General features: G+C 52.4%; 18 protein-coding genes and 1 riboswitch. Of the genes, 8 read left to right on the forward strand and 10 right to left on the reverse strand.

Features of this window, described 5'->3' with window-relative positions:
- The first annotated feature begins 28 nt into the window (after positions 1–28).
- The 4 genes from Q1B27_RS08130 (at position 29) to Q1B27_RS08145 (ending at position 2,566) form a co-directional block, all read left to right on the forward strand.
- Positions 29–484 (forward strand): LptA/OstA family protein, encoded by a 456-nt coding sequence (locus Q1B27_RS08130; RefSeq protein ID WP_299846290.1) that lies wholly within the window; start codon positions 29–31, stop codon positions 482–484.
- On the forward strand, positions 485–1,243 hold the full coding sequence (gene lptB / locus Q1B27_RS08135; protein ID WP_299846292.1) for an LPS export ABC transporter ATP-binding protein: 759 nt from the start codon (positions 485–487) through the stop codon (positions 1,241–1,243).
- A 244-nt stretch (positions 1,244–1,487) separates the two neighbouring features.
- Positions 1,488–2,051, forward strand: a complete 564-nt coding sequence (raiA, locus tag Q1B27_RS08140; protein ID WP_299846294.1) for a ribosome-associated translation inhibitor RaiA — start codon at positions 1,488–1,490, stop codon at positions 2,049–2,051.
- A gap of 50 nt (positions 2,052–2,101) precedes the next feature.
- The gene (locus tag Q1B27_RS08145) at positions 2,102–2,566 is read left to right on the forward strand and encodes a PTS sugar transporter subunit IIA (RefSeq protein WP_299846296.1); all 465 of its coding nucleotides are present in this window, start codon (positions 2,102–2,104) and stop codon (positions 2,564–2,566) included.
- A 7-nt stretch (positions 2,567–2,573) separates the two neighbouring features.
- Here Q1B27_RS08145 and Q1B27_RS08150 read toward each other — a convergent pair whose 3' ends face one another.
- The 8 genes from Q1B27_RS08150 to cysQ all read right to left on the reverse strand — a co-directional run bounded on the left by Q1B27_RS08150 (position 2,574) and on the right by cysQ (position 11,614).
- Positions 2,574–4,001: a sulfotransferase family 2 domain-containing protein gene (locus tag Q1B27_RS08150; protein ID WP_299846298.1), complete on the reverse strand. Its 1,428-nt coding sequence runs from the start codon at positions 3,999–4,001 to the stop codon at positions 2,574–2,576.
- A gap of 6 nt (positions 4,002–4,007) precedes the next feature.
- A complete protein-coding gene (locus Q1B27_RS08155) occupies positions 4,008–5,705 on the reverse strand; it encodes a beta-1,6-N-acetylglucosaminyltransferase (protein ID WP_299846300.1) in 1,698 nt (565 codons plus the stop codon).
- 16 nt (positions 5,706–5,721) lie between these two features.
- The gene (locus tag Q1B27_RS08160; RefSeq protein ID WP_299846302.1) at positions 5,722–6,708 is read right to left on the reverse strand and encodes a glycosyltransferase family 2 protein; all 987 of its coding nucleotides are present in this window, start codon (positions 6,706–6,708) and stop codon (positions 5,722–5,724) included.
- Between the two features lie 179 nt (positions 6,709–6,887).
- Positions 6,888–7,910, reverse strand: coding sequence for a glycosyltransferase family 2 protein (locus Q1B27_RS08165; protein ID WP_299846304.1), 1,023 nt, complete (start codon positions 7,908–7,910; stop codon positions 6,888–6,890).
- A gap of 45 nt (positions 7,911–7,955) precedes the next feature.
- Positions 7,956–8,939 (reverse strand): UDP-glucose 4-epimerase GalE, encoded by a 984-nt coding sequence (galE, locus tag Q1B27_RS08170; RefSeq protein ID WP_299846307.1) that lies wholly within the window; start codon positions 8,937–8,939, stop codon positions 7,956–7,958.
- A gap of 18 nt (positions 8,940–8,957) precedes the next feature.
- Complete coding sequence (galU, locus tag Q1B27_RS08175; RefSeq protein ID WP_299846309.1) at positions 8,958–9,851, reverse strand: UTP--glucose-1-phosphate uridylyltransferase GalU; 894 nt, start codon at positions 9,849–9,851, stop codon at positions 8,958–8,960.
- A 165-nt stretch (positions 9,852–10,016) separates the two neighbouring features.
- Entirely contained in the window at positions 10,017–10,817 is an 801-nt protein-coding gene (locus Q1B27_RS08180) for a 3-deoxy-manno-octulosonate cytidylyltransferase (RefSeq protein ID WP_299846311.1), read from the reverse strand.
- The gene (gene cysQ, locus Q1B27_RS08185) at positions 10,817–11,614 is read right to left on the reverse strand and encodes a 3'(2'),5'-bisphosphate nucleotidase CysQ (protein ID WP_299846313.1); all 798 of its coding nucleotides are present in this window, start codon (positions 11,612–11,614) and stop codon (positions 10,817–10,819) included. Before cysQ ends, Q1B27_RS08180 begins: the two co-directional genes overlap by 1 nt.
- Positions 11,615–11,743: 129 nt before the next feature.
- On the opposite strand from cysQ, the gene Q1B27_RS08190 reads away from it, so the two are divergent.
- A complete protein-coding gene (locus Q1B27_RS08190) occupies positions 11,744–12,565 on the forward strand; it encodes an ABC transporter permease (RefSeq protein ID WP_299846314.1) in 822 nt (273 codons plus the stop codon).
- A 48-nt stretch (positions 12,566–12,613) separates the two neighbouring features.
- Here the strand turns inward: Q1B27_RS08190 and Q1B27_RS08195 are convergent, their stop codons facing one another.
- Positions 12,614–12,739 carry a hypothetical protein gene (locus tag Q1B27_RS08195; RefSeq protein WP_299846317.1) on the reverse strand — a complete coding sequence of 42 codons (126 nt, stop codon included), beginning with the start codon at positions 12,737–12,739 and terminating at the stop codon, positions 12,614–12,616.
- Positions 12,740–12,927: 188 nt separating this feature from the next.
- On the opposite strand from Q1B27_RS08195, the gene Q1B27_RS08200 reads away from it, so the two are divergent.
- Entirely contained in the window at positions 12,928–14,016 is a 1,089-nt protein-coding gene (locus Q1B27_RS08200) for a CAP domain-containing protein (protein ID WP_299846319.1), read from the forward strand.
- A 571-nt stretch (positions 14,017–14,587) separates the two neighbouring features.
- Here the strand turns inward: Q1B27_RS08200 and cobO are convergent.
- Positions 14,588–15,196 carry a cob(I)yrinic acid a,c-diamide adenosyltransferase gene (gene cobO / locus Q1B27_RS08205; RefSeq protein ID WP_299846321.1) on the reverse strand — a complete coding sequence of 203 codons (609 nt, stop codon included), beginning with the start codon at positions 15,194–15,196 and terminating at the stop codon, positions 14,588–14,590.
- 107 nt (positions 15,197–15,303) lie between these two features.
- Positions 15,304–15,512, forward strand: a riboswitch (cobalamin riboswitch).
- A 90-nt stretch (positions 15,513–15,602) separates the two neighbouring features.
- Here cobO and Q1B27_RS08210 point away from each other — a divergent pair.
- Together Q1B27_RS08210 and cobW are read left to right on the forward strand one after the other, a co-directional pair.
- Entirely contained in the window at positions 15,603–15,992 is a 390-nt protein-coding gene (locus Q1B27_RS08210) for a DUF1636 domain-containing protein (protein WP_299846323.1), read from the forward strand.
- Positions 15,985–17,040: a cobalamin biosynthesis protein CobW gene (gene cobW, locus Q1B27_RS08215; protein WP_299846325.1), complete on the forward strand. Its 1,056-nt coding sequence runs from the start codon at positions 15,985–15,987 to the stop codon at positions 17,038–17,040. The genes Q1B27_RS08210 and cobW overlap by 8 nt, the downstream gene beginning before the upstream one ends.
- Position 17,041 lies beyond the last annotated feature (1 nt).

The following is a 17,041-nucleotide window of genomic DNA, read 5'->3' on the forward strand; positions in this document are numbered from 1 at the left end:
ATCGTTTTTTGTGCTTTTGACTCCGATAATGTCCTTTGCGCAAGGCACAGAAGTGGCATTCGGTGACAGTGACCACGATAGCAGTCTTCCGGTCGAAGTGACCTCGGAAAGGCTGAACGTAAACCAGAATGACGGCACTGCGATTTTCACCGGTAACGTTGTGGTTGGCCAAGGGGAGATGCGCCTTTGGGCACCCCGGGTTCTTGTTGTTTACCTCGAAGACGAAAGCGGAATCGAAAGTCTCAATGCGACCGGTGGCGTGACAATGATCAGCGGCGAGGACGCAGCCGAGGGTCGTGTGGCCGATTACAACGTTCAGACCGGCCTGATCGAGATGGAAGGTGATGTTCTACTAATTCAGGGCGTTCATGCGCTGACTGGCGACAAATTATTTATTGATACCGATGCAGGTACTGCCCGTGTGGTCGGCAGGGTCAAAACTATATTGCAGCCTGATTCAAAGCCTGAGAACGAGTCCGAATAGATGGTAAAACCTGATTTAAAGATTGCGCATGAGAACTCTGGATTAAAGATCGAGAACCTTCGCAAAAGCTATTCCAAGCGTTTGGTCATCCGTGATGTATCGCTGAGCTTGAACCAAGGCGAGGTTGTTGCCCTTTTAGGGCCAAACGGGTCTGGCAAAACCACCACTTTCTATGCCGTTGCGGGCTTGGTCTATCCCGAGGGTGGCCATGTAATGATTGACGGCCGTGACGTGACCAACCTGCCGATGTATCGGCGCGCCAAACTTGGCATTGGATATCTGCCGCAGGAAATGTCGATTTTTCGCGGTATGTCGGTTGAAGATAACATCATGGCTATTCTCGATATCTCGGTCGGAGAACGGCATAAACGCCGCGAACGGCTGGAAGAGCTTCTATCGGAATTTTCGATAGAACATTTACGGCGCGCACCTGCGCTGGCTCTTTCGGGTGGCGAAAGGCGTCGCGTCGAAATTGCCCGCTGCCTTGCGGCACACCCAAAATACTTACTGCTTGATGAACCCTTCGCTGGTGTTGACCCAATTTCGGTCGGTGATATCCGGCATCTGGTTGCGGACCTCAAGAAGCGCGGTATCGGGGTGTTGATCACTGACCACAATGTACGTGAAACCTTGGAAATCGTTGATCGCGCTTATATTTTGCATGATGGTCAGGTGCTGATGTCTGGAAAGCCAGACGAAGTGGTCGAAAATGAAAATGTGCGCCGTGTCTATCTTGGCGATAATTTTCGCATTTCCTGATTGCCTGCCGGTGAGGCGAAAAAGCACCCGCGATTAACCCTTACTGCATTGACATCCACTCCAAAAAGCGCGTCAATTGAAGCATGGCATTTGTGTATCGCGAATTGTCCCTCTACTTCCTCCCGCTTCGTGGGAAGGGATTCGGGCAAGCTGATCAAATGTCGTTTTACCGCATTCGGAATTGAATTCAGGCAAGGTGTTTCTCACCCTGCCCGCAGCCGAAGTGTCATAAGAAGGAGACAAGATGCGCTATCAAATCAGTGGAAAACAGATCGATATCGGTGAGGCGCTGCAGGTGCATGTTCAGGAAGAGCTTGGCTCTGCCGTTGCCAAATATGCAGAACGACCGACTGACGCGCAGGTAATCTTCTCAAAAAGCGCCAACGAGTTTGTGTGCGAATCCGTTGTCCATCTCTCCACAGGCCTGACAGCCCAAGCCAAAGCCCATGCGCATGAGATATACGCCGCGTTTGATTCTTGCTGCGACAAGATGGAAAAGCAGCTCAGGCGATACAAGCGTAGGTTGAAAGATCATCACAATCATAGGTCAGAACCGGTTGAAATCTCCGGAGCGTCCTCTTATATCCTCGCTTCGGAAGGCGAAGAAGCAGAATCAGAACCCGATAGCCTGCAACCGATCATTGTCGCTGAGATGGAGACGAACATCCCCTCTCTCTCTGTTGGTGAAGCGGTTATGCAGATGGAACTGGCCGGGGCTCCTGTTTTGGTTTTTCGAAAAGAGGGCAAGGATGGATTGAACGTGGTGTATCGTCGCGATGACGGTAACATCGGCTGGATTGATCCGTAAATCTTGGAACAGGACAACGTCGTTCTGATCCATTCGGAGCGACAAAAAGTATGTCAATGTCAATAATCCTGAAACCCGAGGCGGTTCGTGTGCTTTCGTCCGCGACCAGTAAAAAACGTCTATTACACGAAATCGGCGGTATCGCAGAGCATGCGTATGGGATCGACCAATCAGCTACGGTTGAAGCGCTTCATGAGCGCGAAAACCTTGGCCCAACAGGCGTTGGCAAAGGAGTGGCCTTACCACATGCCCGTATTGACGGCCTGGATAAAGTCGTCGGCGCGCTTGTTCTACTGGACACCCCGATTGATTTTGACGCTGTAGACCGTCAACCAATTGATCTGGCGTTCGCGCTTTTTGCACCTCGGGAAGCTGGGGTGGAGCACCTCAAGGCACTTGCTCTCGTATCGCGCACACTACGGGACGCTTCGATTTGCGCAAAGCTGCGCGCAAACCAGGATCCAGCGACACTTTATACGATTGTGACTGAATCTCAGGCTGTTCAGGCGGCCTGAGCCAGCATCACTGCCAAGCTCTAAACCCGAACATCATATAGTCCCGCTGGTAGACCGTTTTCACGAGGCTTTCGATCTCATCGTCATAAATCTCGGTCAAGGGTATTGGGCGATCAGCATTGGCTTTGGAAGGTTCCAACGCATTTGCATAGCCAACCTGTTGCGCCAGTATTGGCAGATAGAAATCCATCTCTTCTTCTCGAATAATGATGTCGGGCACCGCAAACCGCGCCATGCCCTGAATCGTTGCAGCCTGACTAGCCCAGTTAGCATCGGTTCTCAGATTGGTTTGACCTGCCAAGTTGGCTCGAAGGAATTCCAGAAATGCTACAAAGGCTTGGCGATGACTGCGCCTGTCGTAAGTCTTGCCGGGTTCATCAGAGGGAATGGGCAATTTGTGAAAGTTCCTGAGCGTTTTGCGGATTTCAACAAACGCATCATCATTTTTGCTGAGAACCTTGTTGCAAAACGCTGCATGAGCCCGGGCGACTGGATGGCGGATCACAGTAAAACTGCGGTGCAAACCTGCACGTCGTTTCCATTGGCGCAAACCTTTCTGGTTTTCCATGGCAGGTAGTGCGTCCTCAGACACGCCATCCAAAGCGGCCAGCCAGGAACGCACTTCGTCTTCCGGACCTGATCGGATAGGCATGAACAACAGCGGTGCTTTTGCCCCGGTCAAATATCCCGGCACCGCTGCCCCGCGGCGGGGTTCGAAATTCGGCGTGCGCGCGAGATTAAAAAAATCCAGCCCAGACAGGGCTTGCTCCATCTCGTCAAAATTCGAAACCTTGCTTTCCAAAGGTTTCGGGTTTTGCTTTTTCAGCGAACTATCAAGCTTTTCAAGTTGCTCTTCAGCCCCTAGAAAACGTGCCAAACCGTTGATGATATCGACATTCTGCAAATCTTCGTACGCCAGATAGAACGCTGTCTGCCCAGTGATCTGCATTCGGTTCTGAATCTGAATTTGAAATTCCTGCAACTGTGAGACGTGTTGACCAAATTCTGGGCTGTCAAAGCGGACTTTACTGTCTTTACGCCGTTTAACGTTGGTGAGCTTCCATTGACCCGTCGCCTGCGCGATTTTCCAAGACACGTAGCTGTCTAGCGGATTTCTTGTCAGAATTATTTTGGCGCAACGCGGATCTTCGAGGCAGATATCCAAAGCTCGGGGATCGTGATCATGAAAAAACCGAAACCCCCCCAAACCACCAGATTTCTCTTTGATCGTATTGATCAGTCGTTTCGGATCAGCGTCACGCATCGCCTGTGTCATACCAGCGATTTCAGATTTGTTTGGGTAGCAAATGAAATGCGGGTTGAAGGCTTCTCCGTAACATTCGAAACAGGAAAACCGGTTTAGATTCGCTTCGAGGAAATTTGACCCCGTTCGCATCTCTGCAAAAACAACGAAATAATCGAACCGGTCTTGCATCAGGCTTTATCGCACCAGATATGGTTTACGTTTGCTTTGCTGCGGCTCGTGCAGATCGTGTGCAACTGGGAAGTCACCCATCAGATAGGGATGCATTCCCTGATTCTTCAGGTTTTGCAAAAACTGGCCAAAGCCGCTCAAATCAGCCATTTTAGGCACTTCCGCCAGACCGCGCATATTTTGTTGGCCAATTTCGTCGATAATGGTCTGAAGGGGTTCCATTGGAGCCTCGATAAATTCCGCCATTGTCCAGATACGAATTCGCGCCTTTGCCCATGACGACCGCAGCGTTTCCAAATGTTTACTTTCGATCTGTTGCAGCAGCGCCGCTTCGCGCCGGATGTCAGAAAAATTGCGATTGGACTGGAACAACGGCACCGCCCAGGCACCCGTAATCACCGAGACTTGTGCATTCGGATCCTTTGCAATGTCCCATTCAATATATTGATTGTCTCGCGGACCAAACTGGAAACATTGACGTTCGCCGCGTGTATTCCAGATCAGATTGGCCAGAAACGCCCGTGGATTGTAATCACGCAGGATCGCGCTGTCGCTAAGCGCGCCGTTCATGACAGTCTGGCCTTCTGAATACTCAGCCCGCTCCGGCGCAAAAAGATGTCCATGCACGCGCACATTGGTTGCTCTTGCCAACCAGGGTTCAAAATTCTCAAAAAGGTCACTAAAACCTTCAAAAACCGAATACTGCCCGCAAGTCAGGCCGTTTTCGCGAGTTTCCACTGGAAAGCGGCTTTGCATATAAAGCCCGGCCCGACCGCGTGTACGGCGTTCAACCGCTTTTGCAAAAATCCGGTCAATCTTGCCGGGGTTGGGTTCAGTTCTTTTCATCGCCCCCGATGGATCGGTCAGAAAGGCCTCATACAATCGATCGGCAAAGGGCCAGATCTTGCGGGCAACGAAACAATCCGAGCGTCGCAGCAATTGCAAATGATCGTCGTAAAAAATGTGCGGCTTACCTTGGTAGTCGAACTTCGAAAGTGTCAGAGACCTGCTTTCGATTTGGCGGGAGTAAAGCCGTGCCAGCGTCTGGAAATAGCTTTCATCGGGAATCCAAACCTTGCTGAAATATCTATCATAGGTTTCGCGTTCAGGATCTTGCAAGATGGCTGATAACGTTTGCCGTGTCAGGCACCACCACTGGCTGCCCATATGCGGGACAATCCCACTGGGAATTTTGCGCTTAAAGCCGACAAAGCGTTGCAGAGCCACGTAGCGGTCGAACAGGAACTTGTTCTTGCGCCAGGAAAACGGAAAACGCATGGTAAACCGCTCTTGATCCAACCCACCGATTGTCCAAGGCACATCCGCTGTAGTGGCCGATTCAATAAAGTCCGTGCGCGGTCGTTCCTCAAGATAATCCAGAAGCTCCTGTACCGGCCTCAGAGGGAGACAGGAGCCAGATGCCAGATAGACGTGTCGCACATCCGGAAACTCGTCCAACATCATCTGCGATGCGCTTTGGGTGGCCGCAACCAATCCCCAAGTACCCCACTCACAACGATGACGCTTGCTAAAGCGAACATCGGGCACATAGGACAGTGCCTTGACGAAGTCGCTGTATTCTTTACGTGAAACAGATTTGTCAGCGTGGATCACCAGAGGGCAGCCCGCTGCCGACCAATGCCGCACCAGCTGTTCGGCGCGGTCAAAGGCCGTGTGGACCAACATGACGATCCCAACACTCACCCTGGCTGCCCTTTCCTCATGCCCAGTTCCCCTTTGACATCAGTCCGAGGATCTCCAATTGGCGCCAGTTTATATACTTTTCCGACCATTTGCACCAAAGCTCTGGATTCTGGCTGACACTCTCGGCGTAAGCCTTATATTCCACACTGGCAGCATAGTGCTGTTTACGCTTCAATTCCTCATCAGCTTTAGCGGTAAAAGTGTCGATGAATTTCGCATGCAGCAATACGCCGCTTGCTTGTTCCCCACCCCATTCATCATAGACCAGATTCAGACCACGCGGCAGCAACATGTGAGTTGAACTGACATAAGCGTAGCGTCGGTTCCATTTGACCAGCGGTATCTTGTTTAAGGCAGGGGCTTTTTTCGGCACATCTGGAAAGAAAACCCGTGCTCTGGGCCCACCTTGAATCCAGAGGTTGCCGTAGAATTTGTTCTTTTCGATCGTATAGTTACCCGGATCGAACCAGTTCGCAATTTCGATAGGGTTCTGGCCCTTTTTATAGGGCACAGCGTCAATTCGACCTTTGGGATACATATCCAGCAGCATTGCCCCGAATGACCGCACTTGGCTCACATCCAGCCAATCGGTCAATGCTCGGATCGGCCGGGTATCGCAGAACGGATAGACAAACAGCTCATCCGGATCCACGACAAGGCTCCAATGACCATGGGCATATTTATGCTGAAGCCAGTTCAGCCAATCTACGCCAAATCGTGCCCCTTTGTAGCTGGCACGTGTTGTCCAAAGCGACACATCGTTTTGCCCTGCCAGATACTCGCGCCCACCATCTTCACTGCCGTTATCCACCATCAGGAAATGCGAGACGCCCAGATCGCGATAATATTGCATGAAAAAAGGTAGACGCACCATCTCGTCCCGAAAGGTGCAGAAAAGCAGGATATCTCCCGCTTTGATCGCGCCCGTGCGATCAGTGACAGGCCTGAGCGAGAAATGCTTGCGAAACGCTCGGATTTTGACCCGTTTCCTGCGAAGTCGCATGCGATATGATTGCCACAGGCTCAAGCGTTACCTTTCCGTTTCATGCCAAGCATTCAGTTCAATCTTTAACCAAACACGATTAACCAAACCTTGTGCGGCTTGAAATACCACTGGCCTGCAATCTTGACCGGTACGGTGTTGCTCCACGATGTCCCCCCGGACCTTAACGTCCAACCAGTTCATAGCCAGTTTCCTTTCGACATCAATCCCATCGCCTCCAACTGCCGCCAACTGATTAGCTTTGTTGATCTTTCGCACCACAAATCCGGATCACTGGTCAGGCTGTCATAATAGTCATCGTAGAGCGAGCTATTGGCGAAATGTTCGCGCCGTCGCTTTTCTTCGGCTGATCTTTCCAGAACGGTCGGAAGAAATTTGGAGTGTAGCAGCACGCCCGAAGTGAGTTCACCGCCTTGGTCGTCATACACATGGTTCAATTCTCTGGGCAGTAAAGAATGGGTAGAACTGACATAAGCAAAACGACGGTTCCATTTCACCAGTGGCATTTTGCCCATTGTAGGCGACTGTCGTGGTTGGTCGGCAAAAAAACAGCGGGCACGAACCCCCCCTTGTATCCATAGGTTTTGCAGGTCCTTTTTGCGCGTAATCATATAGTTCCCGCCATCAAACCAGCACAGCATTTGAAACGGATCGTCACCGGAACTGTATTGCTGTCTGCTCAGCGGGCCTTTGGGATACATATCCAGCATCAAAGCGCCAAAAGACCTGCGATCGTTTTGCTCCAACCATTCGACCAGCGCAGTTAAGGGGCGTGTGTCATGATGCGGATAGATAAAGATCTCATCAGCATCCAGGGTCAGGCACCAATGACCATGGGCATATCGCAGCTGCAACCAGGTCAACCAATCGACACCAAATCTCGATAATCTGTAACTATGCGTCGTTGACCAAAGCGAAACATCTGGCTGTGCTGCAAGATAATCATGTGTTCCGTCGTCGCTGCCATTATCCACAATCAGAAAATGTCTGATGCCAAGCTTTCTGTGGTGGTCCAAGAAATAGGGCAGGCGCAGAAATTCGTTGCGCACTGTCACCGCCGCGAGAATATCCTGGGCGTGAATTTGTGTGGTTCGGTCGATGACCGGCGTAAGCTGGCGGCGTTTTCTCAAGGCCCGAAACAATAGTCGCCGCCGTTTCCAACGGAGACGGTAGGCGAATGACAGCTCCTTTGCCCGTTTCATATGGTTCTACGCCTGTGTCGTGTCACCTCGCCGACAGAATCGGCGCTATTTGTTATAATGTCCAGTTTGATGCCAGCGCCACGCATCGGCGATCATCCGATTCATGCTCGATCTTTTGGGCATCCAGCCCAATTCAGTTTCGGCCCGGGTCGAGCCGGATACTAATTTTGTGCAGTCCCCTGGCCTGCGTGGACCTTCGACAACGGGGACGTGTCTGTTGGTGACAGCGCCGGATTGATCAATGACTTCCCGCACCGAAAATCCGCTACCGGTGCCAAGATTGAACACCCGGCTTTTTTTGCCTTCTTCCAGCCATTTCAGTCCAAGGACGTGGGCATCAACTAAATCCATCACATGTACGTAATCGCGGATGCAAGTGCCATCGGGCGTATCATAATCGGTGCCAAAAATTGTCAGCGCGTCACGCCGGCCATCCACTGCATCCAACATCAGTGGCACCAGATGGGTTTCAGGTTGATGAAACTCCCCGACCTCAGCGTCGGGATCAGCCCCCGCTACGTTAAAGTAGCGAAAAATGACGTGGCGCAGACCGTAAGCGGTCTCAAAATCCTTTAGAATATCTTCGATAGCGCGTTTGCTGGCCCCGTATGCGTTTATCGGATGTTGCTCGCTCTCTTCGTCCAGCACCACATTATCTTGATCACCATAGGTCGCGCAGGTCGACGAGAAGACGATGCTCAGGCATCCCGCCTGCACCGCCGCCTGAAAGAGGTTCAACGAGCCTGAGACATTGTTGTGCCAATATAGCCCTGGCTCGCGGATGCTCTCACCCACTTGGCTTAGAGCGGCGAAATGCACGATCGCGACAGGCTGGTAGGCGGCGAAAATCTGATCCAAACGCTTTCGATCGTTCAGGTCGCCCTTTTCGAAGGGGCCGAATTTCACGGCCTCTTCCCATCCAGTGCTCAGATTGTCGTAGGTAACAGGTGTATATCCGGCGGCTTTAAGAACTTTGCAGGCATGTGAGCCAATATATCCGGCTCCACCGGTTACAAGAACATTACTCAACACCTGCCTCCCAGGATATTATTGCGCGGCTTTTTCCGAATGCACTGTATCGTTCAGATAGGCCCAAAGATCATCACGCAATTCATCGCGCGCAAGTGCAAATGCAACCGTTGCTTGCAGGAAGCCGGCCTTCGACCCGCAATCAAAACGTTGCCCTTTGAAGCGATATCCATAAACCTCTTCACCATCTTCACGCGCATCGGCAATGGCGTCGGTCAATTGAATTTCACCACCGGCACCCGTGCGCTTCTTGTTCAGCTTCTGCAGAACGGTTGGTGTCAGGATATACCGACCGATTACAGCCAAGTTGGAGGGAGCTGTGCCTGCTTCAGGCTTCTCCACCATCCCCTTGGTTGACACGATTGATCCCCTATCTTCTTTGATGTCCAGAATACCGTAGGATGATGCCTTATCTTCCGGCACTTCCATCGCTGCCACGATATTGCTCTGGGTCTCTTCAAACGCTTCGACCATCTGCGCCAGACAGGGCTTGTCAGCTGCGATCACATCATCAGGGAGGATCACGGCAAAGGGTTCGTTCGCGATAAGACGACGCGCACACCAGACAGCATGGCCCAAACCAAGCGGCTTGTGTTGGCGCATGTATGCGATCTCACCACTGTCCATATTTGTGGTCTTCAGAATCTCGAGAAGTTCATCCTTACCCTTGCGGCGCAATTCTTGTTCAAGCTGGGGGGCGGTATCGAAGTAATCTTCGAGCGCGCCTTTACCGCGTGAAGTAACAAAAATGAATTCTTTGATGCCAGCTGCCCGCGCCTCATCAATCGCGTACTGTACCAATGGGCGATCGACCAGAGTCATGATCTCTTTCGGCACAGATTTCGTAGCGGGCAGGAAACGCGTTCCTAACCCTGCCACTGGAAAAATTGCTTTGGTCACCTTCTTACGCATTGCCTGCTCCTCAATGCACTTAGTGTTGCATTATCATACATCACAAAACCAATATATGTGTGAATATTAGGGGGGAAATGGGACATTTTTTGTCTCTACGCGCCCAGATTTGGAATGAAAAGATGAATTGAGCGCTATGATATCAAATGGAGGTAACATTTTCACTTATGGCATCTCCATTTCTTTCATCATCGCTTCGATGCGAGGTACGTCTTCTGGATTGTTCAACTCCCAGAACTGCCGACCGCGAGCGTCGACTTCCACACACAAGACCGAACGACCATTCTCCAGAAACCTCAGCTGCTCAAGTCCTTCCAAGGTTTCGATCGGTCCGGGATTCCATTCACGATAATCTTTCAGCGCAGCGGGGCGGTAAGCATAAACGCCAACATGGTGAAAGACCGGTGTTTTATCATCATCCTCATAAGAATTCCCGGTGAAAGGCACTACTTCTTTCGAGAAATAAAGCGCATGGCGGTCATGTCCAAATACGGCTGTCGTTCCACCAACACGACCATTGGATCGATCCTCAAGAAATCCGTTCAGCGCACGACCGTCACACCGCAATACCGGCGTTGCAACCTGTGCCTTGGGGTCGCCCTTGAGGCCTGCCACCAACTCCTCGACAAACCAATGAGGAGTCAATGGCGCATCACCCTGAAGATTAACAACGATGTCATACCCCCCGCCCAGGTTTTCCAACGCTTCAGCACAGCGTTCTGTTCCATTGCCACAGCTTTCCGACGTCATCACCACTTCTGCGCCAAAGGTTTCCGAGGCTTCGCGTATGCGATCATCGTCAGTCGCTACCACCACCCGGTCAACGCCTTCAGCCTGACAGGCGGCTTCCCATGATCGTTGGATCAGCGACTTCCTATCACCAGAAGCGCCAGTCAAAGAAACCAACGGCTTTCCTGGATAGCGGGTTGAGGCATATCGAGCGGGAATGGCGACCAGAACGCTCATTACGCGCCCTTGAGCTCAACCGCGGGTGCATAGGCGATGAAGAACGGGTTGGCATAGCCTTCCTTGCCATAGACAAGCGGGCTGTGATCATCGAACCGCACCACTTTGCCGCCTGCACCGTGCAACACAGCATGGCCTGCGGCAGTATCCCATTCCATCGTGCGGCCGACGCGTGGGTAAATATCCGCCTCGCCGGTGGCGATAAGGCAGAATTTAAGCGACGAACCCGCGCTCTTCATATCCTTGACGGCGTATTTGTTAATGTAATCGTCCGTGGCCTGATCACGATGAGATTTACTGGCGACGACCATAAGTGCGCCATTGTCCGGATCGGAGACACTGATCGGATTTTGCTGCCCGATGGTGCCGCGCTCAAACGGTCCGACCTCTTCGATTGATCTGCCGTCAGCTTGGGTAAAGAACATCCGTTCCTTGGCCGGGGCGTACACAACACCCCGGGTTGGCACACCATTTTCCACATACGCGATATTAACGGTGAAATCGCCGCGCCGGTGGATGAATTCCTTTGTGCCATCCAGTGGGTCGACGATCAGGAACGTATCGGCATTCTGTTCGTGGGAGGCTGATTGTTCTTCGGTGATCAGCAAGACATCCGGAAATGCCTGGCGCAGCCCATCCGAGATCAACGCATCTGCCGCCTCATCCGCTTCGGTGACGGGGCTGTCATCGGACTTCACCTTTACGTCGAAATCATCTGCATTATAGATTTCCATGATCTTGTCCCCGGCTTCCAGTGCCAGTTCCCGCATCACTTTGACAAGTTTTTCGTAGTCCAAATCGCCACTCCTGAATTCGCAGTCTGTCCCGCGTGTTGATAGTTTATTCGATGCCCCTTATGGTACGCCGCTAACGGGACAGCAAGAAATCCGTGCAAGAAATCAACATGCAGCCACAGGCAAGGGGCCATGTTTCACCACGTTAAGCCAAGATCGAAACTTCACTCGGCGGCCTCAATCGCCGAATTGATCTACCACTCGGCCGTACGCGATGTACGCAAGGGTCATGGCAATGCACTATGGGCTTTGGCGAGTAATATGCTGACGGCGGTGATATTTGTCGCGGCTTTCTATCTCATGTTCATGGTTCTTGGGCTGAAAGGGGCGAAGCTCCGGGGTGATTTCTTGCTCTATATGCTATCCGGAATTTTTCTATACCTTACCCATATTAAAGCCCTCAGCGCGATTCTTGGGGCGGATGGCCCGTCATCACCCATGATGCAGCACGCGCCCATGAACACAATTATTTCGATTGCCGGTTCTGCGCTCAGCGCGCTTTATATCCAAGTCATGTCGCTTACGCTGATCCTATTTGTCTATCATGTGGGATTCACTCCGTTTGAAATCGCTGATCCGGTTGGCGCGTTCGGGATGTTGCTGCTTGCATGGTTCACGGGTGTTGCAGTTGGTCTTGTACTTATGGCCATCCGACCTTGGTTTCCGGCGTTCGTGTCCATATTCAAAACCGTGTATCAGCGCGCTAACATGATCGCATCGGGCAAGCTTTTTGTGGTCAATACACTGCCGACTTTCATGGTGTCGCTGTTCGATTGGAATCCGCTTTTTCACATTATCGACCAGTGCCGAGGATTTGTCTTTGGAAACTACTTCCCACGCTACACGAACGTGGAATATCCGATCATCATCGGTGTCATCTTGATTGTCATTGGCCTTATGGGTGAATTTTATACGCGCCAATTCGCGTCCAGCAGTTGGGAAGCGCGTCGCTAGGGCCATCAATATCCGGGCGTTTCACATAATGTGAAAGCACGTCCTGCGCTAAAACATGCCAATCGAAATTTTGCCGACGCTTTTTTGATATCCAGCAGATTCGCGCTTTATTTTCGGCGCCTTTCTGCCCGCCATTGCTGCTTTTTTGTGCACTTCATAGCGTCCGCCTTGCATCCGGGCACTCCCAACTCACAACGCCCGGCTCTGCATAACGCAAACCTTTCCGGCAGACCGCTCTGGAACTCCAGGCGGTTTCTCCTGACCGCTCTTGTGCGGTCGGGCCGGGGAATTCTTTGTCTTTGCATCGGTGGTAACCGTTGCACCAAATCAGCGGCTATCGTGCCGCCAGAAAGGACCCGAATATGTCACAGGCAAATGAACTGGAACAGCTGATGCTGAACCTGATCAATCAGGAAAGAACCAATGCTAACCTTGCCCCCCTGACTTTCAACAACACACTGAACGATGCCAGCGAAGATCACAGCAGCTGGATGCTGGATACAGACACGTTCTCGCATACTGGGCAGAACGGATCATCCGCCGGCGACCGGATCGTTAATGCCGGTTATGAGCTTGAAGGCAACTGGACATGGGGTGAAAATATCGGATGGCAAAGCGAACGTGGCGAGCCCGGTCTTGAAGATGACGTGCGCGATATCCACCAGAGCTTGATGAACAGCCCCGGTCACCGCGCCAACATCCTCAATCCCGAATACGAAGAGATTGGTATCGGGATCGAAAACGGAGATTTTGAGAACTTCGACAGCGTGATGATCACCCAGAATTTTGGCGCGACTGACGCTGTAATCGATGACCCGGACGAGGAAGAACCACCTGTAACCGACGGTCCAACCGATGAAATCCCCGATGAAGAAGAGCCACCAATTGCCGAGGGTCCGGATAATGAAATCCCAGACGAGGAGGAACCACCGGTGGCCGAAGGCCCCGACGAGGAAACACCGGATGAGGAAGAACCACCGGTAGCCGAGGGACCCGATGAAGAAACGCCAGATGAAGAAGAACCACCAGTTGCCGAGGGTCCTGATCAAGAAATTCCGGACGAGGAAGAACCACCGGTAGCCGAAGGCCCCGACGAAGAAACACCAGAAGAGGAAGAACCGCCTATCGCAGAAGGGCCCGACCAAGAAGCACCTGAGGAAGAAGAGCCGCCGGTGGCCGAAGGGCCGGGTGACGAAAAATTTGATGTCGAACAATTCCTCGCTGACCTTGGTGACATGCTCAACGACATCTTCGACAGTTTCGACTTCATCGCTTCCAACGATTGTGAAACCATCGAAATGGATGACGAGATGCCGATGGTGGCAGACAATACTGAGGGCGACGATGAAATGGGTCAGGACGACATGGAATTTACTTGCGACGATTGGTCAGCCGACGAGTTTGATTTCCAGGTGTCGTTTAACTTCTCGTTCAACTTCGACCTGGCTTAATAGCTCAACCAACACTCAAGAGGAGCGCGCAGGCCGCGCTCCTCATTCGCTTGACGTTTTAAGCTACTTTTATGTGTTTCTACGGCAAATTGGCGTTCGACCTGACATCCCATCGTCTGGCAAAAAGGGATGGTTGCCTATTTTATACGCAAAATAGTGACCGTGTGAAACGTCTCAGCAATGACGGCTGGGATACTTGATCTGCATGGACAGGCGCGAGTTCGGGCAGACGGTCGCGTTTAGGTTTGGCACCTTCTCGTATCGCGATCATTCGAACGAAATCGTCAAGGGTTTCGTGCCCGGCGAGGTTGGGTTCGCCGGGCACAGACCGAAACGAGTTCGGTATCGAGACGGGGCAGCTACAGGCGCTACTCATTACAAACAAACTCCACTTTTTACTTACACAACGCGGGTCATTGCCCGGTACAGGAATTTGATAACGAAGAAATGAGACCATATTTAGGCAAGAGAGATCCTTTAAACAGGACCTATGCGTTGGCGATTTTCTCTCGATTCCAACCTAGATCGGATTTTCCGTGCGCAGCCCAGAACGCTGAACTTGGATGGCGCTCTAAAATTCCACACCTTTTTGAGCTTTTACACCGTCACGGAATGGGTGTTTCACTAAGTTCATTTCAGTCACCAAATCGGCAGCCTCGATCAATTCAGGTTTTGCGTTGCGACCAGTCAAACATACATGGGTCATTTGCGGCTTTTGGTTCAGCAGAAAATCAACCACCTCGTCAATATCAAGATAATCGTAGCGCAAGGCGATATTGATCTCATCCAGAAGAACGAACTGAATCTCAGGATCAAGAATTTGCTCTTGCGCAATGCGCCATCCGTTCTGCGCAGCGGCTATGTCACGTTCGCGATCCTGAGTCTCCCAAGTGAAACCTTCACCCGAGACGAAGAAACGGCACTCATCGGCGAATCGCTCACGCAGGAACGTTTTCTCGCCCGTGTCCCAGTTACCTTTGATGAATTGCACCACAGCACAGGGCATCTGATGCGAAATACAACGCATTATCATCCCGAAACCGGCAGAGGATTTACCCTTACCCGTCCCGGTATGAACAAGAATCAGACCTTTTTCTTCGGTCTTAGTTTCCATCATCTTGTCGCGTGCAGCCTTGATTTTGCGCATCTTTTCATTGTGGCGGGCAGTGGTATCGTCCATGAGCTTTCCTCCGGGCATCGGTTCAAGCCCAGAATTTGCACTGCATGCAGGTGTCGTCAATGCGCGTTCGCCAAGATGTCCGTGATTGACAAGCGCGACCGCGTCTGAGCAATGTCCCATCTGATGGTTGTCCGGAGTAATATTCGGGCTGAAAAAGGGAACGCGGTGCGGTGATTTCATTGCCAATTCCGTGGCTGCCCCCGCAACTGTAAGCGGCGAGCGATCCTGCCCCACGCCACTGACCACACTGGTCGGGAAGGCGCAGGCACGCGCCGACCCGCAAGCCAGGAGACCTGCCATCCAGTACCGCAACACCAACCCGGGCGGGGTGCCCCGGAGGAGAATGATATGAATTCAGCTTTGAAAAAAGCGTCCGCATCAACAGTGAATGTCTGGTGGCAAAGACATGAGCAATAGCCCACCTCAGATGACCGAGCTTCTTGTCTGTGTGAAATGCCTGCGTGGCAGCGAGGTCACCGAAGATGGTGAGCGCCCGGGGCAAAGGCTGTTTGACGATTTGTCAGCAAAAACCATGCCCGAGGGTGTGGCCCTGCGGGGGGTCGAATGCCTACAAAACTGCGATCATGGATGCTCTGTCGCGCTGCGTGGCGGACCAAAACGCTGGACATATGTATACGGAAATCTTCATGAGACGTCGCATCTGGACATTCTGATTGAGGGTGCTGCGCTTTACCATGACACCACAGACGGTCTGATCCCGTGGCGCGTCCGACCGGAACATTTTAAACGCAACTGTATCGCGCGCATTCCGCCGCTGGAGAACGAAAATGGCTGATCTTGAAAAACTCCCCGTGACTGTCATCACGGGGTTCCTGGGCTCGGGTAAGACCACCCTGATCTCGCATCTGATGCAAAACCCTGGTGGCAAGCGACTGGCCGTTGTGGTTAACGAGTTCGGTGATGTCGGTGTTGATGGTGAGATTCTGAAAGGGTGTGCGATCCCCGACTGCCCGGCGGAGAACATCATGGAATTGGCCAATGGCTGCATCTGTTGCACCGTCGCCGATGATTTCATTCCAACAATCGAAGCGCTGATGGCGCTTGACCCGCGGCCGGAGCATATCCTGATCGAAACCTCAGGCCTTGCCCTGCCCAAACCGCTGCTCAAGGCGTTCGATTGGCCCGACATCCGCTCTAAGATCACTGTCGATGGCGTGATCGCCCTGGCCGATGCCGAGGCTGTCGCCGCCGGTCGTTTTGCGCCCAACGTGGCAGCAGTCGATGCGCAGCGCGAGGCCGATGACAGTATTGATCACGAAACGCCACTTTCCGAGGTTTTTGAGGACCAGATTTCCTGCGCAGACATCATTCTGCTGACCAAACCCGACCTTGCCGGTTCTGATGGTGTTGCGACAGCCAAGCAAATCATTGCAGCCGAGGCCCCGCGCCCTCTGCCAGTTGTCGAAGTCGCTGAAGGGGTTGTCGACCCTCGTATTATCCTTGGCCTTGAGGCCGCCGCTGAAGACGATATGGACGCGCGCCCCTCACACCACGACACGCCTCATGATCATGACCACGACGATTTCGAAAGCATCGTGGTCGACATTCCTGATGTGGCGGACCCAGAGGAACTGGTTTCGCGCATCGAAGAGCTTGCTAATCGACAGAATATCCTGCGCGTCAAAGGCTATGCCAATGTCACGGGTAAGCCGATGCGCCTTCTCGTGCAGGCAGTAGGCGCACGAGTGCGCCATCAATATGACCGCGCCTGGAAGGCTGATGAACAGCGTGCTGGTCGGTTGGTCGTGATCGCGGAGCATGAGGATATCAGCACAGAGGCCATTCGCGCTGTACTCGCGCCGCAACCGGCTATCGCCGAGTAAA

Origin of the sequence: uncultured Roseovarius sp. (assembly GCF_947489715.1) — a bacterium.
GTDB lineage: Bacteria > Pseudomonadota > Alphaproteobacteria > Rhodobacterales > Rhodobacteraceae > Roseovarius.